This window comes from Alkalibacillus salilacus (assembly GCF_030812915.1).
GTDB lineage: Bacteria > Bacillota > Bacilli > Bacillales > Alkalibacillaceae > Alkalibacillus > Alkalibacillus salilacus.
Window position 1 is genome coordinate 72224 of record NZ_JAUSTQ010000006.1, and the last position, 16253, is coordinate 88476.

The window sequence follows — 16253 nt, forward strand, 5'->3', positions numbered from 1 at the left end:
CTTTGTTGTCTCTTACGTTTCCTTTCCTGGAAAGCATTCGTTTTTGGCTTGTTCAATGTTTAATTTTCGAATTCCTATCTTTTCTATTTCTTTCATCATCTTTTCTAATCTAAAGGACGCTACATCGTAAGTTTACTTAATAAAAACCCTGATTAATGTAATGTGACCCCAAAAAGTTAGACGAAACTCTAACTTTTTGGGGTCGGTTCAATGCTTCAGCTTTTTAAATTATTTAGTTTAATGAATAAAACATTTTATTGATTATTTTTGTTTTGTGCAGACTGTTGAATTTGTTGTCTTATCTCTTCAACATTCGTTCCTGCATATCATGATTGAAAATCAGCTGGTGCCACACCAAATTGGCTAAGACCGTTAGTTGATGATTGGGCACCACTTAGGATGCCTTGGTTCCCTTGTTGAAGCCTTTGGGCATTTAATCTTCCTTGTTGCTCTAGTTACTGTGCCATATGTTATGATGCTTCTAACGAGATGAACTTATCCGTTCTTCTTATCAATTTCCGTGAAAAGGAACAAATGGTAGGGTTTAAAAGAATAACTTTATTTTAGAAAAGAATATGTAAATATATAAAATGAAAAGATTAAAAAAAGCCAACCCCAATTATCAAGGTTGACTTACCAGCTTGCTTTTTTAACACCAGGAATTTGCCCTTTATAAGCTAACTCACGAAAACAAATACGACATAATTTAAATTTCTGAATAACAGAATGTGGACGACCACAACGCTCACAACGCGTGTACTCTTGGACTTTAAATTTCTGTGATTGCTTTTGCTTTGCAATCATGGATTTCTTAGCCAATGTTTATCCTCCTTACATAAATTATATTTATATTAAAAGTATTTTGTTTAATAACTAAAAAAATATCATAACAAATATACAAATGTGTGTAATTGGTAATTTAAGGGAGATGCGTTTTAATAAAATAAACACAGAGGATACATTCTCCTAAAGGGGTTCGGTTTGGAGTAAAAACAATTACAAACAGTGGAAGTAGACCCTTAAATGGTCAATAATAAACGCTGGAATGACATATAAATTAATATCAAAAATAACACAATAAAAAGGAGCTTTGATAATCAAGCTCCTTGGGTCTGTCAAATAAAGTGTGTAAGTTCTAGTTGATAACTATATTTTAGAACCCTATTTTCATGCATATCGTGAACATGAAGCTTGTTCATTACCATTGACCAATGATTAATATGGACGTCTTCCCATTTCCTACTCTAGTTGTTTTACACATAGAAAAAGTACTTTTAAGATAGCGCTCTCGTTGTGGAATGTTCAGTGAACGCCCATTTGATGCACAGTTCTAAGGATACTGTGCATGAATGGGATTGGCAATTGAATGTCCTTTTCTAAGGGATAATTCTTTACGCAAAACATTATAAGTGCGTTTCAGTATCACCATTCTATCTAAACACATATTGAGTCAGTGACGTTATTAAAAAAGAAGGGTTGATTATGGAAGCAAATAAAAAATGGTTATCAATACCAAAAGATATTCGAGAGAAATTGATAACGAATGTCTTTTGTTCAAATTGTAGAGGTAGTGCAACGATTACTGGCTTTACAATAGAATATCATGAAGCAGGTATCGTGTTGAAAGGTGAATGCAAAGCGTGTGGCAATAATGTTTCTAGAGTAGTTGAGTTAGACTAGCTAAACATAGGATTACTCTCAATTGGGTTACTTCAGAGTTGCAACAAAGAAATTATAACGCATGCGAAATCTAGATATGATTCGCAGTCGTTTTTGTTAAATAAATGGGGGGTCTAAAGCAAATGTTATTCTATTTGACGTTCTTTATAGTTATGTTAATTGGTCTTTGGATTTATAACTTTCTGATTTCTGCTTCTAATCAAAGTTCATTAGACATCATCATCGCGACGATATTAGCTACAATTTTTTATTGGTTAATCGATAGAATGTTAAAGCGCAAAAAGAATAACAGAAATGGTGAATAAGTCAAACATTGCTATTTATATTTTCCATCCGTATTTCCCTTGCACTTTGAGCCTGAACCCATTAAAGTATATAATGGTTTTATTAAAGGTTTTAATAAATGACTTTATTTTATAAATGAGATTTCAAGGAAAGGGTTCGAAGCATGATGACAGATAATTTTTGGCATGAGTTGCCGAAGCCGTTTTTCGTGTTGGCGCCAATGGAAGCAGTGACGGATGTCGTGTTTCGTCACGTGATTAGTGAAGCGGCTCGGCCGGATGTGTTTTTTACGGAGTTTACAAATTCAGAGAGCTATTGTCATCCAGAAGGTCGTGCGAGTGTGCGCGGTCGCTTAACGTTTACGGAAGATGAGCAGCCGATTGTGGCGCATATTTGGGGGGATAAGCCTGAATATTTCCGCCAGATGAGCATTGGCATGGCTGAGATGGGTTATCGTGGGATCGATATTAATATGGGATGCCCAGCACCGAACGTGGCCACTAAAGGAAAAGGATGTGGGCTTATCCGCCGTCCTGAGTTAGCGGCTGACCTTATTCAAGCAGCCAAAGCAGGTGGCCTCCCAGTTAGTGTGAAGACACGTTTAGGCTATACAGATGTTGAGGAATGGCATGATTGGCTAAGGCATTTGTTTGAGCAAGATATTACGAACTTGTCGATTCATCTACGCACGAAGAAGGAAATGAGTAACTACGATGCGCATTGGGAGCTGATTCCTGAGATTAAGAAGCTTCGTGATGAAGTAGCACCACATACATTGCTAACGATTAATGGAGATATACCTGATCGACAAAAAGGATTAGAACTTGTTGAGAAATATGGCGTTGATGGAGTTATGATTGGACGTGGCGTGTTCCATAATCCATTCGCTTTTGAAACAGAAAAGCAAGAGCACACGAGCGAAGAGTTACTGGATTTATTAAGATTGCAACTGGATTTGCATGATAAGTATTCAGAAGAGCTTGAACCGCGCATCTTTAAGCCATTACGTCGCTTTTTCAAAATTTACGTCAAAGGCTTTCACGGCGCAAGTGCGCTTCGAAATAAGCTGATGGAGACAGAATCGACTGATGAAGTCCGAGCGTTACTAGATGAATTTCAAGAACACCAAGGCATCAAAGAAGACCATGCATTTTCGGTGTCAAATTGAATAGACTTTACTTTAAGAGGAGAGCTGAGTGCTTTCCTCTTTTTTGATGACATAGTCTTTTGGACAAATTCATTCAAAATCTAATGCGTTTTTGAACTACAAAAGAGAGCAACTTTCTTAGCGGAAAATATTCATTTTTCAACAACTAGCGCACTCGTTAGGACACTGCTTAACTACCGTTTATCAGTGTCCTTATTACCGATTGTAAAAGATATCATAGCAAAAATAATTAAGAAGAAACTGAGAAAGCCATAAGCTGCCCCTTCGAAACCCCTAATGTGAACAAAACCGATATAGAAGAGAATGGCAGCAGCTATAATTAGTAGGATTCCGGGTAATATCCTTATAAATTGATGAAACTCTTTTTTATTGAACCACCACGTGAGTGTCAATACAATAATCCCTGGTATTAAAGCCATTAAGAAAGGTGCTACAACCATCATCAAAATCCCTCCTTACTTAAAACACTTTTAACTTACTTTACCATATAAATGTTAAGTGACTTCATATTTTCCACTGATTATACAATTAGCATTTAAATCTTATATTTCAAAACTGAACTACTTAGAGTGACTACCGTCTATTTCAAAGCTCGAATTTAAATCCTATGGTTCCCTGAACCCGAAAAGTCCCATTAATACAGGCGTAAGTGCCAACCCTATAATTAAAAGTGCTACGATTAATATTCCTGTGTATTTTAAGAAGCCTTTTTCGTTAGACTTTATCCCAACAATACCCAATACAATACTTGCCATCATAGATACAATTCCTGTGAAAAATAAGATTCCTATAAAGATTTTTTCGGGAGAAGTGGGGGTCTTTGAAATAGAATAGCTTGCTATAAGTAATATGATTCCTACAATGCTTAAAATAGTTGACCAAAAGCCTTTTTTTGGTGAAAGTGAAATAGTTTATACCTTCCTCTCACTTATAATTATTTTTATGCAATTTTATCATATTAAATAATTCAAAGTGTCTATAATTTTGCTCCCGAAGTAACTAAACGCTTCATATATTCGTCACAACAAACTGACTCACATTGTTTTAGTTCTTCAAAATAAAGGAATACTGATTATAGATTCATTTAGAGGAGGTATAATCATGAGTCAAACAGCTATTATTACTGGTGGCGGCAGTGGTTTAGGACAATCAACTGCGAAAAAACTAGCAGAACAGGGCATTAACATTGCTGTCGTCGACATTGATGAAGAAGGTGGACAGGAAACCGTTGAAATCGTCAAACAAGCGGGAGCTGATGCAACCTTTATTAAAGCAGACGTATCGAAAGAAAAAGACGTCAAAAACTATGTCGACCAAACTGTTGAACAATTTGGATCAATCGATTATTTCTTTAATAACGCTGGAATCTCTGGTAGTGGACAGTACTTCCTAGATACAGATATTGAAGAAATTGATAAGATCGTCGGCATCAACCTATTAGGTGCTCTTTATGGCATGCATTACGTAGCAGATGTCATGGTGAAAAATGGTGGCGGATCGATTGTGAATACATCATCAAGTGCAGGTGTCATTGGACAAGATACAGTCGTTACCTATTCCGCAACAAAGCATGGCATTGTCGGCATGACGAAAAGTATGGTTGCTGAATATGCTAAAGATGGTCTGCGTGTGAATGCGATTGCGCCAGGTCCTACTGAAACACCGATGGTTAAACAGTATTTCGACAACAACCCACAAATGAAAGAAAACGCTGAACAAGGTATTCCACAAAAACGTTTAGGTACACCAGAAGAAGTCGCAGAACTCGTGACGTTTTTATTGACGTCTAATGTTGGCTATGTAAATGGTGATGTCATTCGGATTGATGGTGGATTTACGAATACGAAATAATTTGAGAAAAAAGCCAATCGATGATAATCGATTGGCTTTTTCCTTTTAGACTATTATGCTTCGTCGAATTTATCAGAGTTTTTATAATCGAATAAGATTAGAAAATCTAGTTCACCTCAGACATCTCAACTAAATTCCATTCAAACCAACGACCATGACCATCGGTATCACCAACAACAAGCTTAGTCTCCTTACCATTGACCCAGTAATCAAGGTGCAAGGATTGCTCCCACATATTGTTGTAAACATGAATGACGTCTCTTTCTTTACCTAATTGCTCAATCTTATTTAATAATTCATGCTTTTGATCGTTGGGGATTTGGTTTGCCACATGTGTGTGGAAAATACATATCGCTTGATCGACAGGTATTTCCTTGGCGATGTCATTAAGCATTGATATGCCATCACCCTCGATTAGGCTAACTGATTGTTGGTTAAATAGTTCAACTGCTTGATCGAAAAGCTTTAACCTCTCTACATGTTCTGGCCAAATAAGAGATTTAAGCCAGCTAGATTCTTCGTCATCGTTAAGATCAGTAATATTTAAATCGATGCCTATTTTGTTTGTGACTGGAGGAGCTGACCTCGGTATTTCTGGCAGTTCACCTTTTATTTCAGATGTAATATGTACGGTTGATTCAACATCGCCATATACCTCGTCGCTTCCATATGCGTAACTATACTGATCCCACATTAATTGGAGGCCTGCACTGGTTCCGATTTCGATCATGGCTAAGGGTTTGTTCACCTGCTTGTAAGCATAATGAAACACTGGATAAAGATAAGCGCAACGTCTTACTTCATTCGTCTGTACTAATTTACTGCTCAGCAGGTCTATAATTTGGTTTCGATTCTCTGTGCAAAAATCTTTAAAAACAGGAAAGCAGTCTTTGCTGTTTTTAGGTTTTTTGGTGATGCTAGGATAATAATTCTTCAACTCATGATCCACGCCTTGTAATAACAGATGATGAACAACTCCAAATAGCATATTCGGTTTTGGTTGCCCTTCCCTTACATAGGTTGATAGTTCAAGTAGTTGGTCATCTGAAGCTATTTCTAAGGAGAGATACTCATATAATTCGCTCGATCCTTTGCATTCTTCGGCAAATCGTTTGAACCGTTGTGATAAAGCTTCGTGATCCATATGATCCACTCCCATTCGACTACTAGTATTTAAGTAAGATTATTCCATTAACTGGAACTAAACGCAAGGTGGAAGCTGATTTTATTTACTGATTGGATCACTTAATGATGATAGAAGGATCTTCATCAGAATCACTTTGCATTTCGTCACTTCAAATGGACGTTTCATCTGAATCGCCTTCCGTTCTAATGTAGTCATCTATATAATGTGAATTAAATAAAACACATCATTAAACGATTTACACAGAAAGGATGAGTTGATGGAATTAAAAGTTGAGTACGATGATTCATTGCCTGATGACTTAACGATTTTACGGACTAAATCGCATCATTCGTATGTGGATAAAGTCAGTCAGTTATTTGAAGATCCATTTCCGTCGAATATGATTATTACCCAAGAAGGGTCGAGTTTTTCGCCAATAGAATTAAATCAAATTCATTTCTTTTTTACAGAAAACAAAGCAGTTTATGCCAACACTGAATCCGGAAAACAAAAGGTTCAGGAGAGGCTCTATGAAATTGAATCTCGTCTTCCTAACCATTTCGTAAGGATATCAAGATTTGAAATTGTCAATTTACAATGGGTTAAACGATTTGAGTATACGTTTGGCGGGCGGATTATTCTTCACCTCAAGAGTGATGAAAAGGTTTATTCAACAAGGTCTTACACAAAGAAAATTAAAAATATCTTATTTAGAAAGTGAGGCATGCTTTATTATGATTAAAAAGAAATTATTAACTTTATTACTTGTTGTGTCTTTATCGGCTAATGCGATGGTTATTGTCACTTGGATCATCACAGATGCAATGGGTTATGATTTAATTAGTCCAATATTCTTGTTTAGAAATATGGTTGCTACAGTGGGGATTGTTGGTATTAATACAGTGTTAGGTTGGTATTATGAAAAAAGCGATAATTTGTTATCCGTTAGTAGTTTACATTTTATTGTGGCGATTACGACTTTCCTAAGTTTAGGTATATGGGCAGAATGGTTTCCATTAGAGTGGGGGATCCTTCTCACTGTTACGTTGATTTATTCGGTTATATTCATGGTGATTTGGCTAGGTCATTATTTTTACTGGAAAAACCAGATTGATCAAATTAATAGTAAGCTGGGCTAATCAAATGTTTTTTCGATTTAAAGAGTGCAATTTTATTTAAGAATTGCGCTCTTTTTTAATAGATCGGATATTTTCATTAGGATGGTGATTGCTGAACATGGAAGTCCATTACTGGATCAACATGGACATTTACATCAGTCGATCGAGTATTTGGCTTTGCGGAAAAGTTCATAATAAATGGTAGCTAATGGTTGTCATGTTCGGCATCGTTTTATAAACTAAACTTAATAAGATAGCGATTATACTAGATAGTTGGGAAGGTATTCGTGATGGCATCGATTCGTTTAAAACGTGTATATGATAATTATGCTGAGACGGATGGTTATCGAGTATTAGTGGATCGTTTATGGCCACGAGGAATCAAAAAAGAAAGGGCCCAAGTAGATTACTGGCCAAAGGTATTAACCCCGAGCAACGAATTACGGAAGTCGTTGCATGATGAAGAAATGGATTGGGAGTCATTTAAGAAAGCTTATCGTGATGAGCTAGAAAGTGCTGAAGGCGTACAAGAAGCAGTGACGACTATTAGTGAACAATTGCAACACGGTGATGTCACGTTACTTTTTGCCTCAAAGAACACGCAACAAAATCATGCGCAAGTGTTAAAGGGTTGGTTGGAGAAACGAGTTTGATCAAGGACAATCGTATTTGATATTAGCAGAATACACGATGTGATTTTATATTGAATTGTATAAGGCTGGTGTGTTTACACCGCCTTTTTTATTTTGTAGTTCTTGTTAAGGTTATTTGAAAGGAGGAGAGAGATGACTAAATTAATAGCGTTATTTATTGCAGCATCTGTAGGGATATTTCTACGATGGCAAGTGACGGGTGAATTTGATATGAACCAATTAATATTAGCTTCACTCTTATTAATTGCAGCACCTGTTATTTATAGGTTCTCGCGACGTTTAAATACTCGCGATGAACAATATGAACCCGAGCATTCTCATAAACCTTGGGCGACATCCATTAGTGAAAAGTGGTTAACGGGGGAGAAATACATATTTCATTACGGCAGGTGTGAAGCGAGTTATCATCGTGTATATCATCGTCAATGGCACAAAGTAGTGGCTGATTTAATGCGCACACCAGGATTGTGGTTTTTGAATTTAACGTTTAAGTTTAATAATCCAGCGGCAGTGTATCATGTATCGACTACTCAATCGGATTGGAAAAATGACGCATATCAAATATCCAAAGATGATAAAAGTATTGCTAGGATCTCAACTGATGTTAATTTAAAAACAGCGTCACGCTTTTTAGAGGTTATGCACCTCGAAATGGATGGGCATCAGTTTACTTTTCAAGCTAAAAGTATACGTGCACATATCGAAGTGTATGAAGGAAATACTTTAATAGGTGAAATCTCTAAGGGGAAGTATGGTGAGAAATTATTTCATCCAAAAATTAAATTGGATGATGAAATAGAACGAGCATTAATCATGACTTGGATTGTATTTACCTATCGATTTGATAAATATAACTAACATTAAGAAAGCCTTAGTCGGATTGTAATATTGTGTCACGACTAAGGCTTTCTTTGTGAGAAAAAAGGGGGAACTTTAATCAAATGTGTTGTGTTAATTATAATGTACCCCATCCATGTCCATACTAAACACATCATATTAAATTATTTGATTTCATCTGGATCAATACCTCGTAAATGGAGTTCTTTTTCTATTAATTTGATGAAATCTTCAGCTAAGTTTTGTTTGGTCGCTTGTTGATAAGCTTTGATTAATGTTGAATTACTTATATCGTACACTACTAATCCTCCTGCTTGGTCTGATAGGGCATCTTGCTGAAAATTCTTTTTTTACTACAAGGAATAGTATACATGATGTTATACAAATGTCCATATCTTTCAACAAAAGTTTAAATATTTTTGTTTTAATATAACATTTTGTGGTATTTGCTAGGAAATGCGTATTATTTTTGTGAGAAAATTCGATAATATTCGAGTGCTTTTGTCGAATGGAGAACAAGCGATTTTTTAGACATGATTAATGATCTTGTGTTTATATAAACTTAAAGACGTAATTAAAGTAGGGATATTATGAGTCAGATTGGCTGGAATTTAGAACAAACATATACAGAACTACCGGAATTGTTTTATTCACATGTCGAACCGAATCCCGTAAAGGATCCACAACTGGTGTTCTTAAATGGGAATTTAGCGCAACAGCTTGGGCTAGAACCATATGTATTACAATCAGATGAAGGTGTGCAGCAATTAGCAGGTAATGTGCTTCCAGAGGGAGCTGACCCGATTGCTCAAGCTTATGGAGGGCACCAGTTTGGAAACTTTACGATGCTAGGTGATGGTCGGGCGCATCTATTGGGTGAACATGTGTTGTCGGACGGTTCTCGTTATGATATTCAGTTAAAAGGAGCTGGTGCAACGCCATATTCTCGTGGGGGCGATGGTCGAGCAGCATTAGGTCCGATGCTTCGCGAGTACATGATTAGCGAGGCCTTGCATGGCTTGGGGGTTCCGACTAATCGGAGTTTAGCTGTGACGATTACAGGCGAAGCGATTCAACGTGATGCGCCAGAAATTGGTGCTGTATTAACACGTGTGGCAAATAGTCATATTCGAGTTGGAACCTTTCAATACGCAAGGCAGTTTGGAAGTTATGATGACTTAAAAGCACTAGCGGATTATGCGTTAGAACGTCATTTTACAGGTTACGAAGAAGCTGATAATCGATATTTATTTTTGCTACATGAGGTTGTCAAACGCCAAGCTAAAACGATTAGTCAATGGCAATTAGTCGGCTTTGTTCACGGCGTGATGAACACGGATAACATGACGATTAGCGGTGAATCGATCGATTATGGACCTTGTGCATTTATGAATACGTATAATCAGGAAACGGTGTTTAGCTCGATTGATTTTTATGGCCGGTATAAGTATGGGAATCAACCGAAAATCGCGGCTTGGAATTTAGCACGCTTTGCGGAGACGTTGTTGCTTTTAATTGGCGATGAGGATGATGAAACGTTACGCAAAGCAGAAGGCGTCGTACATCAATTTTTTGATTATTATCATGATGAGTGGATGAAAGGGATGCGCCTGAAACTAGGCTTACAAACTAGCCAGGCGGATGATGAAACATTAATAGATGAGCTGTTAACATTAATGAAAGAAAATGAAGCTGATTTTACGAATACATTTCGTGATTTAACATTAGGAAAATTTGATGAATCGACTTGGTTTGGAACTGAAGACTTTAAAGCTTGGTATCAGAAGTGGCAGTCGCGTTTGGAAAGCGAAGAAGCTACTAAAGAACAAATTGAAGCTGTCATGAAGCGGGCAAATCCTTCGGTCATACCTCGTAATCATCAAGTTGAAGCAGCAATTCAAGCAGCAGATGAAGAGGGCGATTTATCAGTGATGGACGATTTATTACGCGTATTAGCAGATCCTTATGCTTACTCAGAAGCACAAGAAGCTTATGTGGATCCACCTGAGGAATCCGATGATGACTATGTGACGTATTGTGGGACTTAGAAAATAAAAACCAGGGAATCGCTAAGGAAATGTGTAGCGATTGCCTGGTTTTTAACTTTTGCAGAACATTGTAAAACAATTGCAGAAGAGTGTTAAACAATTGACTCCAATTGTTTAACATTCTAGCTGGATTATTAAACAATCTGATTAAACTGTTTAACAAAGTCAGGAGATTGTTTAACAATGTTAGACGCTTAGTAATTCTCGGATGTCGTCCTCGGTTAGGTTTTGGAACGTTGTTTCGCCAGGTTGGATCACGTTTTCGATGAGTTCACGTTTGCGTTGTTGCAATTGGTGAATTTTCTCTTCGATTGTCCCTTTCGTCACTAAGCGAAATACTTGGACCACGTTTTGTTGGCCCATGCGGTGGGCACGTCCTGTCGCTTGTTCTTCAACAGCTGGATTCCACCAGAGATCATATAAGATGACTGTGTCTGCACCTGTTAAATTAAGTCCCGTGCCACCTGCTTTAAGTGAAATTAAAAAGATATCTTTCTCGCCATCATTAAAGCGATTGGCCATATCAATTCGGTCTTTCGAGTGTGTTTGGCCGTCTAAATAAAAGGCATCGACCCCCATATCGTCAAGCTTGGTTTGAATAATTTGAAGCATACTTGAAAACTGCGAGAAGATGAGCAGACGCTGATTGCTTGCTCGGGCTGTTTCAACCATTTCTAATAATTGATTGAGTTTTCCGGATTCACCATCGTAATCTTCTATGAAAAGCGATGGATGACAACATAATTGACGTAATCTAGTTAGTCCAGCTAAAATCTTCATCCGATTCTTTTGAAATTCTTCAGACGATAATACATTCGCAGCTTCACTTTGAATTTGTTCTAAATAACCGAGATACAATTGTTTTTGTTTCGTTGTTAACTCAAAGTGCTGTACAGTTTCGATCTTATCTGGTAACTCGGTTAAAACATCTTCTTTAAGTCGGCGCAAGATAAACGGACGACTCATTCTTGCGATTTGTTTTTCAGGTAATTGACGGAATGCCTTCTTAGCTGGAAATAGACCTGGTAACAACACATCGAAAATCGACCATAATTCATCAAGTGAGTTTTCAATCGGCGTTCCGCTTAAAGCAAATCGTCTCTGTGCTCGAATCGTACGAACGGCCTTAGCTTGCTTTGTTAAATGATTTTTGATCGCTTGAGCTTCGTCTAAGATCATCGTTGAAAAAGTAAGGTCGCGGTATAATGCTTCATCTTGTCGTATAGACGGATAAGAGGTAACAATCACGTCATAGTGATCACTTTCTTTTAATACCTTTTCACGGTCACTGGCAGAACCATGAGCGATCGCGACACTCATATGAGGTGCGAACTTCTCGAATTCTGCTTGCCAGTTATAGACGAGTGAAGCGGGTGCGATGATGAGCGCAGGTTTACCACGATCTTGATCAGTACGATCATCTTGTTCGGACACTAAAAAGGTAATACTTTGCAGCGTCTTACCCAGTCCCATATCATCCGCTAATATCCCACCGAAGTGATAGCGACTAAGTGATTTCATCCACTGAAAACCGAATCGCTGATAATCGCGCAAATCAGCTTGAATAGTGGATGGCACTTCGGCTTCGAACATTTCAGGTTGCTTAATATCTTGAATGAGTTGCTCAAACGCTTTATTATATTGTGTTTTTAAACCATCAGCAATCTCATCGATTTGTAAACCACGATAAGCTGGCAGTTGAACGGATTCCTTTTCTAAATCATCAACGTTTAAATTTAATTCATTAACAATGGAAGACACTTGTGATAGATGATCGTCATCAAGTGGAACAAAGGCGCCATCAGGTAGACGATAGAACCGCTTCTTCTCCTGAACAGATTGTATCATTTGGCGGATATCGTCTGGCTGGATATCGCCAAAGTCAAATTGCACATCTAATAAATTCTCACCAGAATCAAGGTCGACTTGAACGGTTGGGGTCTGTAAATCATCCTTTACGATGTTTTTAACTGGTTGAGTCGAATAAATGTCGATATCGTCTTGAAATAATGGTAACTGATCATATAAAAATGAGAAGATATCATGGTCATCGTCAAGGTATAATGTTTGTCCATTAAACTTAAACGCTGACTGTTCAATCATATTCATGATTTCCTGTTCTTTGGCAGTATCACGAATTAAGATCTGCTCCGTTTCGCCAGGTCCCTCACTTGTTAAAGGATCAAATGTATGATTATCATATTGATATTTCAAATTCGCTGTTAACCGATCCTCTGATAAATCGAGATGCATCGTCGCATGAAGCGGTGGTTGAATCATTTTTTCTGACACATCTTCAGTTAGTGTAACTTCGCCAACTTCTTCTAATTGCGGATAAACTTCAGACATAAATGAGTCTATCTGATGGTTAGAGACCGAAATAGCAGGTTCAGTTTGTCTAGCTAAGATTTGTTCTAAATCTGATAAGGTTCTCATTTTCTGCTGATCGACAGGATAAAAGTAATTGTCGTACTTCACTAAGTTATATTCGTTATAAATCGTAATGTGTTTAAAATTATCAAATCCAAATAGATATTGATCTTCTTCTTGGTAAATCTCATATTGAAAAGGTAATTCATCGTTGTGCCAATGAATCGCTTGATAAGATTGGTGCTGATCTTCTAAACGACAATCACAATAAGATAATGCTTCAATCAGTGGTTTAGCAAGAACAGGCGTTACGGTGATGCCTTTTGAATTGGGTGGTGACTGGAAATGACCATCATAAAAGACATCGTTTCGATATAATTGCAAAAGCAAATCAATCACGCGCTGATCCTCTTCTGAAAACACGTGTTCACTCGGATCGTATTGAAAGTTAGGGGTGAATTCATGTTCTTCTCCACGGTCTAAGCTTTCAAGAAATTTACGCATACTTTTAACGACATACAACCGATTCGTTCCAACCTTCATTTCAATTGATAATTTATCATCAAATCTAAGTTGGCGGAAATGACGTATGGTGAATTCTACATTTAATGTTTCCCGTTGATATTTTCCTGTCGTTGGTCGATTGGATAGTGCTTGAATCAACTCACTCGAATAGTCGCGTTTTTGATTGGCGCGTTGTTCCTGCTGCCGCAAATATCGGTCAAAGCCAGATTCATAATGATCTTGTTCAGCGTTTGTGTCTTTGGCCATTTTAATTAGAACAGCAGCCACGTGTTTACAAGGAATGTTATCCTCAAACGCAGGGCAATTACAACTACAATTAACCGTATTGTTTTCTATCGAGGCTCTAACTTGATAAATTTTAGTTCCCGAAACCCAAGCATGATAAGTATTTTCTTTGGGGTTGTGTTTAAAATGGATGACGTTCCCCTGATGATAATAGTTTAAACCGCGTGAATATATATGAGACGGAATCTCTCTTTGTATTTCTGATATCGAAAACATAAGTGTTCATCCTTTAGTTAAATAATGCATATCTTAACTATTTTACCATATTTGAAGCTTTGAAGTGTTAATGAGTCTCAAATGGAAAAACAAATTAATCAATAAAATAAGTAGCAGTTTTTATGTTTTATTGTTATAGTAATATAGGACTATGAATTTGATGCGATGAAATCGATTACAATGAGGGATGACCATGCTAAAACAACAAAAAATTCTAATAGGTAGCATCGTGTGGTTAAGTATCTACTTTCTTTTAATTGCTGGTTTACCAGATGATTCAGTAATAAGACAAATGATAGGGTCGATAAGCATCGCTATTGCTGCGATAGGTGTTTCTTTTTGGTTATTTCGCCAATATTGGTTGCTTACCACGCAAAATCGGTATTTTTGGTTATTATTAAGCTTTGGAGCGATGCTGTTTGGTTTAGCCAACCTATATGACGTGATTAGTTTCACGGTACAGTCAACTGACCAATTCACACTCGCAACTAATTGGTTATGGGCATTTAGTTATTTAGTCTTTTTTATCGCATTGATTTATAAATTGTTAATTCTAACAAGTTATTACACAAGTCAACAGCTCGTATTTAACATCTTAGTTTTCTTGACGTTTGTTTTAGCATTGAGCTTGCATTTTATAATAATGCCTCTATTTGATTTGAGTCAGCAGTCAATTGGGTTTGATAGTATTGAGATCATTTATCCGCTTCTGGATTTAAGCATTTTGGTTACGGTTTTTATATTACTTAATTTGACGTGGCAAACGGAAAATGAGAAGTGGTACAGTATGTTCGGACTGCTTATATTAATCTTAGGGGATTTAATTTATTTTTATTTTGTGACAATAGAAAGTTTTATAGAGACTATTTATATTCAACCGTTGTGGTTATTGGGGGTTGTTTTGATTGGTGTTTCTGGATTTTACGCTCGTGACCATGAAGGCGTTCACTTATCCCAGCATGGCCATCAGTTCTCAATACGACAAGAAATTCTATCATACGTCGTCATCTTTATCCTGATAATGTTTGTTTTTCATAGTTATGGTTGGGAATTAAATAGTCTGAGTTTAGGACTAGCATTTATTCTTGTCATCACGATTGTTCGTAATATTTTTTTGATCAGACAAAATTTCAAATTAGTAGCCCAATATCAGTATTTAGCTTACCATGATTATTTAACAGGATTACGGAACCGTTCGAAGTTTAATGAAGATTTAACCCAGTTGGTGAATAATACTGAGCAAAAAGACGAGCGAATGGCATTAATTATGATCGATTTAGACAATTTCAAACCCGTTAATGATGAATTTGGTCATCCAATTGGAGATGCATTGCTACAGCATGTCGCTGAACGACTTACTCAAGGGGTTCGAGATCAAGGGATACTTTACCGTTTAGGCGGTGATGAATTTATTGTATTAGTACCTCGATTAGAAAAAGATGTGGATCATTTAGTGGCTGAGATTATGAGTCAGTTTGAAGCCCCGTTTGATTTGGGTGAAACAGAGCTTCAAATGACACCGAGTATTGGCGTGAGTATTTATCCAGATGATGGCGAATATGGTGATCTATTATTGCAACTAGCGGATGTGGCTATGTATCAAGCTAAACAAAGTGGTAAAAACAACTATCAAATTCACCCATTAATAGAGCGTTAATCTTTATACGCCAAGACTAATTCAGGAACATTGAATACAAAGAACAAAACGCCAGCTAGTAAAATCATGCCAGCTTCACTCACTGTAACAAATGCTTGGCGCGGTGTGTCTGAGTGCCAATATTCGAAATGAGCAGTTGTTAATAATTCGATGAGTCCAATAGAAATAATTACCCCAACTAAAAAATATAAAAAATGGAAAGTAAAGTACGGTAGAGCTATTGGGCCAATGAATAACAATAGAAAACCAGCTATTAAACGTATCCAGATAATGATTGTTCCTTGTCTGTCATTTATGCGATAAAGTTGAAATGGTTTTAATTTTCTTTTAGAAACGCCTAAAGTTCGACGCACAATCATTTTTATCGTCTCGGTCAAAACGCCAAAAGTAACAAGAGCGATAAGAATATATGTAACAACCAAAGTGATCCTCCT

The 16253-nt window shown here is 37.0% G+C and carries 16 protein-coding genes; 10 read left to right on the plus strand and 6 right to left on the minus strand.

The window, feature by feature from the left end:
• Positions 1 to 633: 633 nt before the first annotated feature.
• Positions 634 to 819 (minus strand): type Z 30S ribosomal protein S14, encoded by a 186-nt coding sequence (locus J2S77_RS08600; protein ID WP_306976480.1) that lies wholly within the window; start codon positions 817 to 819, stop codon positions 634 to 636.
• 663 nt (positions 820 to 1482) lie between these two features.
• Here J2S77_RS08600 and J2S77_RS08605 point away from each other — a divergent pair.
• The 3 genes from J2S77_RS08605 to J2S77_RS08615 all read left to right on the plus strand — a co-directional run bounded on the left by J2S77_RS08605 (position 1483) and on the right by J2S77_RS08615 (position 3133).
• On the plus strand, positions 1483 to 1680 hold the full coding sequence (locus J2S77_RS08605; RefSeq protein WP_306976481.1) for a hypothetical protein: 198 nt from the start codon (positions 1483 to 1485) through the stop codon (positions 1678 to 1680).
• A gap of 122 nt (positions 1681 to 1802) precedes the next feature.
• Entirely contained in the window at positions 1803 to 1985 is a 183-nt protein-coding gene (locus J2S77_RS08610) for a hypothetical protein (RefSeq protein WP_306976482.1), read from the plus strand.
• A gap of 146 nt (positions 1986 to 2131) precedes the next feature.
• Positions 2132 to 3133 (plus strand): tRNA dihydrouridine synthase, encoded by a 1002-nt coding sequence (locus tag J2S77_RS08615; protein WP_306976634.1) that lies wholly within the window; start codon positions 2132 to 2134, stop codon positions 3131 to 3133.
• A gap of 173 nt (positions 3134 to 3306) precedes the next feature.
• On the opposite strand, the gene J2S77_RS08620 is transcribed toward J2S77_RS08615, so the two are convergent.
• Entirely contained in the window at positions 3307 to 3576 is a 270-nt protein-coding gene (locus J2S77_RS08620; protein WP_306976484.1) for a YesK family protein, read from the minus strand.
• Positions 3577 to 4234: 658 nt separating this feature from the next.
• Between J2S77_RS08620 and J2S77_RS08625 the strand changes: the two genes are divergently transcribed.
• On the plus strand, positions 4235 to 4984 hold the full coding sequence (locus J2S77_RS08625; RefSeq protein WP_306976486.1) for an SDR family NAD(P)-dependent oxidoreductase: 750 nt from the start codon (positions 4235 to 4237) through the stop codon (positions 4982 to 4984).
• Positions 4985 to 5090: 106 nt separating this feature from the next.
• On the opposite strand, the gene J2S77_RS08630 is transcribed toward J2S77_RS08625, so the two are convergent.
• Complete coding sequence (locus J2S77_RS08630; RefSeq protein ID WP_306976488.1) at positions 5091 to 6128, minus strand: DUF2332 domain-containing protein; 1038 nt, start codon at positions 6126 to 6128, stop codon at positions 5091 to 5093.
• Between the two features lie 259 nt (positions 6129 to 6387).
• Between J2S77_RS08630 and J2S77_RS08635 the strand changes: the two genes are divergently transcribed.
• The 4 genes from J2S77_RS08635 to J2S77_RS08650 all read left to right on the plus strand — a co-directional run bounded on the left by J2S77_RS08635 (position 6388) and on the right by J2S77_RS08650 (position 8739).
• The gene (locus J2S77_RS08635; RefSeq protein WP_306976489.1) at positions 6388 to 6831 is read left to right on the plus strand and encodes a LytTR family DNA-binding domain-containing protein; all 444 of its coding nucleotides are present in this window, start codon (positions 6388 to 6390) and stop codon (positions 6829 to 6831) included.
• Between the two features lie 13 nt (positions 6832 to 6844).
• Positions 6845 to 7249: a DUF3021 family protein gene (locus J2S77_RS08640; protein ID WP_306976490.1), complete on the plus strand. Its 405-nt coding sequence runs from the start codon at positions 6845 to 6847 to the stop codon at positions 7247 to 7249.
• 269 nt (positions 7250 to 7518) lie between these two features.
• On the plus strand, positions 7519 to 7881 hold the full coding sequence (locus J2S77_RS08645; protein ID WP_306976491.1) for a DUF488 domain-containing protein: 363 nt from the start codon (positions 7519 to 7521) through the stop codon (positions 7879 to 7881).
• Positions 7882 to 8013: 132 nt separating this feature from the next.
• Positions 8014 to 8739, plus strand: coding sequence for a hypothetical protein (locus J2S77_RS08650; RefSeq protein ID WP_306976492.1), 726 nt, complete (start codon positions 8014 to 8016; stop codon positions 8737 to 8739).
• 143 nt (positions 8740 to 8882) lie between these two features.
• On the opposite strand, the gene sda is transcribed toward J2S77_RS08650, so the two are convergent.
• Positions 8883 to 9017, minus strand: coding sequence for a sporulation histidine kinase inhibitor Sda (gene sda / locus J2S77_RS08655; RefSeq protein WP_306976493.1), 135 nt, complete (start codon positions 9015 to 9017; stop codon positions 8883 to 8885).
• A gap of 291 nt (positions 9018 to 9308) precedes the next feature.
• On the opposite strand from sda, the gene J2S77_RS08660 reads away from it, so the two are divergent.
• Entirely contained in the window at positions 9309 to 10766 is a 1458-nt protein-coding gene (locus J2S77_RS08660; protein WP_306976494.1) for a protein adenylyltransferase SelO, read from the plus strand.
• Positions 10767 to 10952: 186 nt separating this feature from the next.
• Here J2S77_RS08660 and J2S77_RS08665 read toward each other — a convergent pair whose 3' ends face one another.
• Positions 10953 to 14162 (minus strand): DEAD/DEAH box helicase, encoded by a 3210-nt coding sequence (locus tag J2S77_RS08665; protein WP_306976495.1) that lies wholly within the window; start codon positions 14160 to 14162, stop codon positions 10953 to 10955.
• A gap of 193 nt (positions 14163 to 14355) precedes the next feature.
• On the opposite strand from J2S77_RS08665, the gene J2S77_RS08670 reads away from it, so the two are divergent.
• On the plus strand, positions 14356 to 15819 hold the full coding sequence (locus J2S77_RS08670; protein ID WP_306976496.1) for a GGDEF domain-containing protein: 1464 nt from the start codon (positions 14356 to 14358) through the stop codon (positions 15817 to 15819).
• Here the strand turns inward: J2S77_RS08670 and J2S77_RS08675 are convergent.
• Entirely contained in the window at positions 15816 to 16241 is a 426-nt protein-coding gene (locus tag J2S77_RS08675) for a hypothetical protein (protein ID WP_306976497.1), read from the minus strand. The two genes, J2S77_RS08670 and J2S77_RS08675, sit on opposite strands and share 4 nt — an antisense overlap.
• Positions 16242 to 16253: the final 12 nt, after the last annotated feature.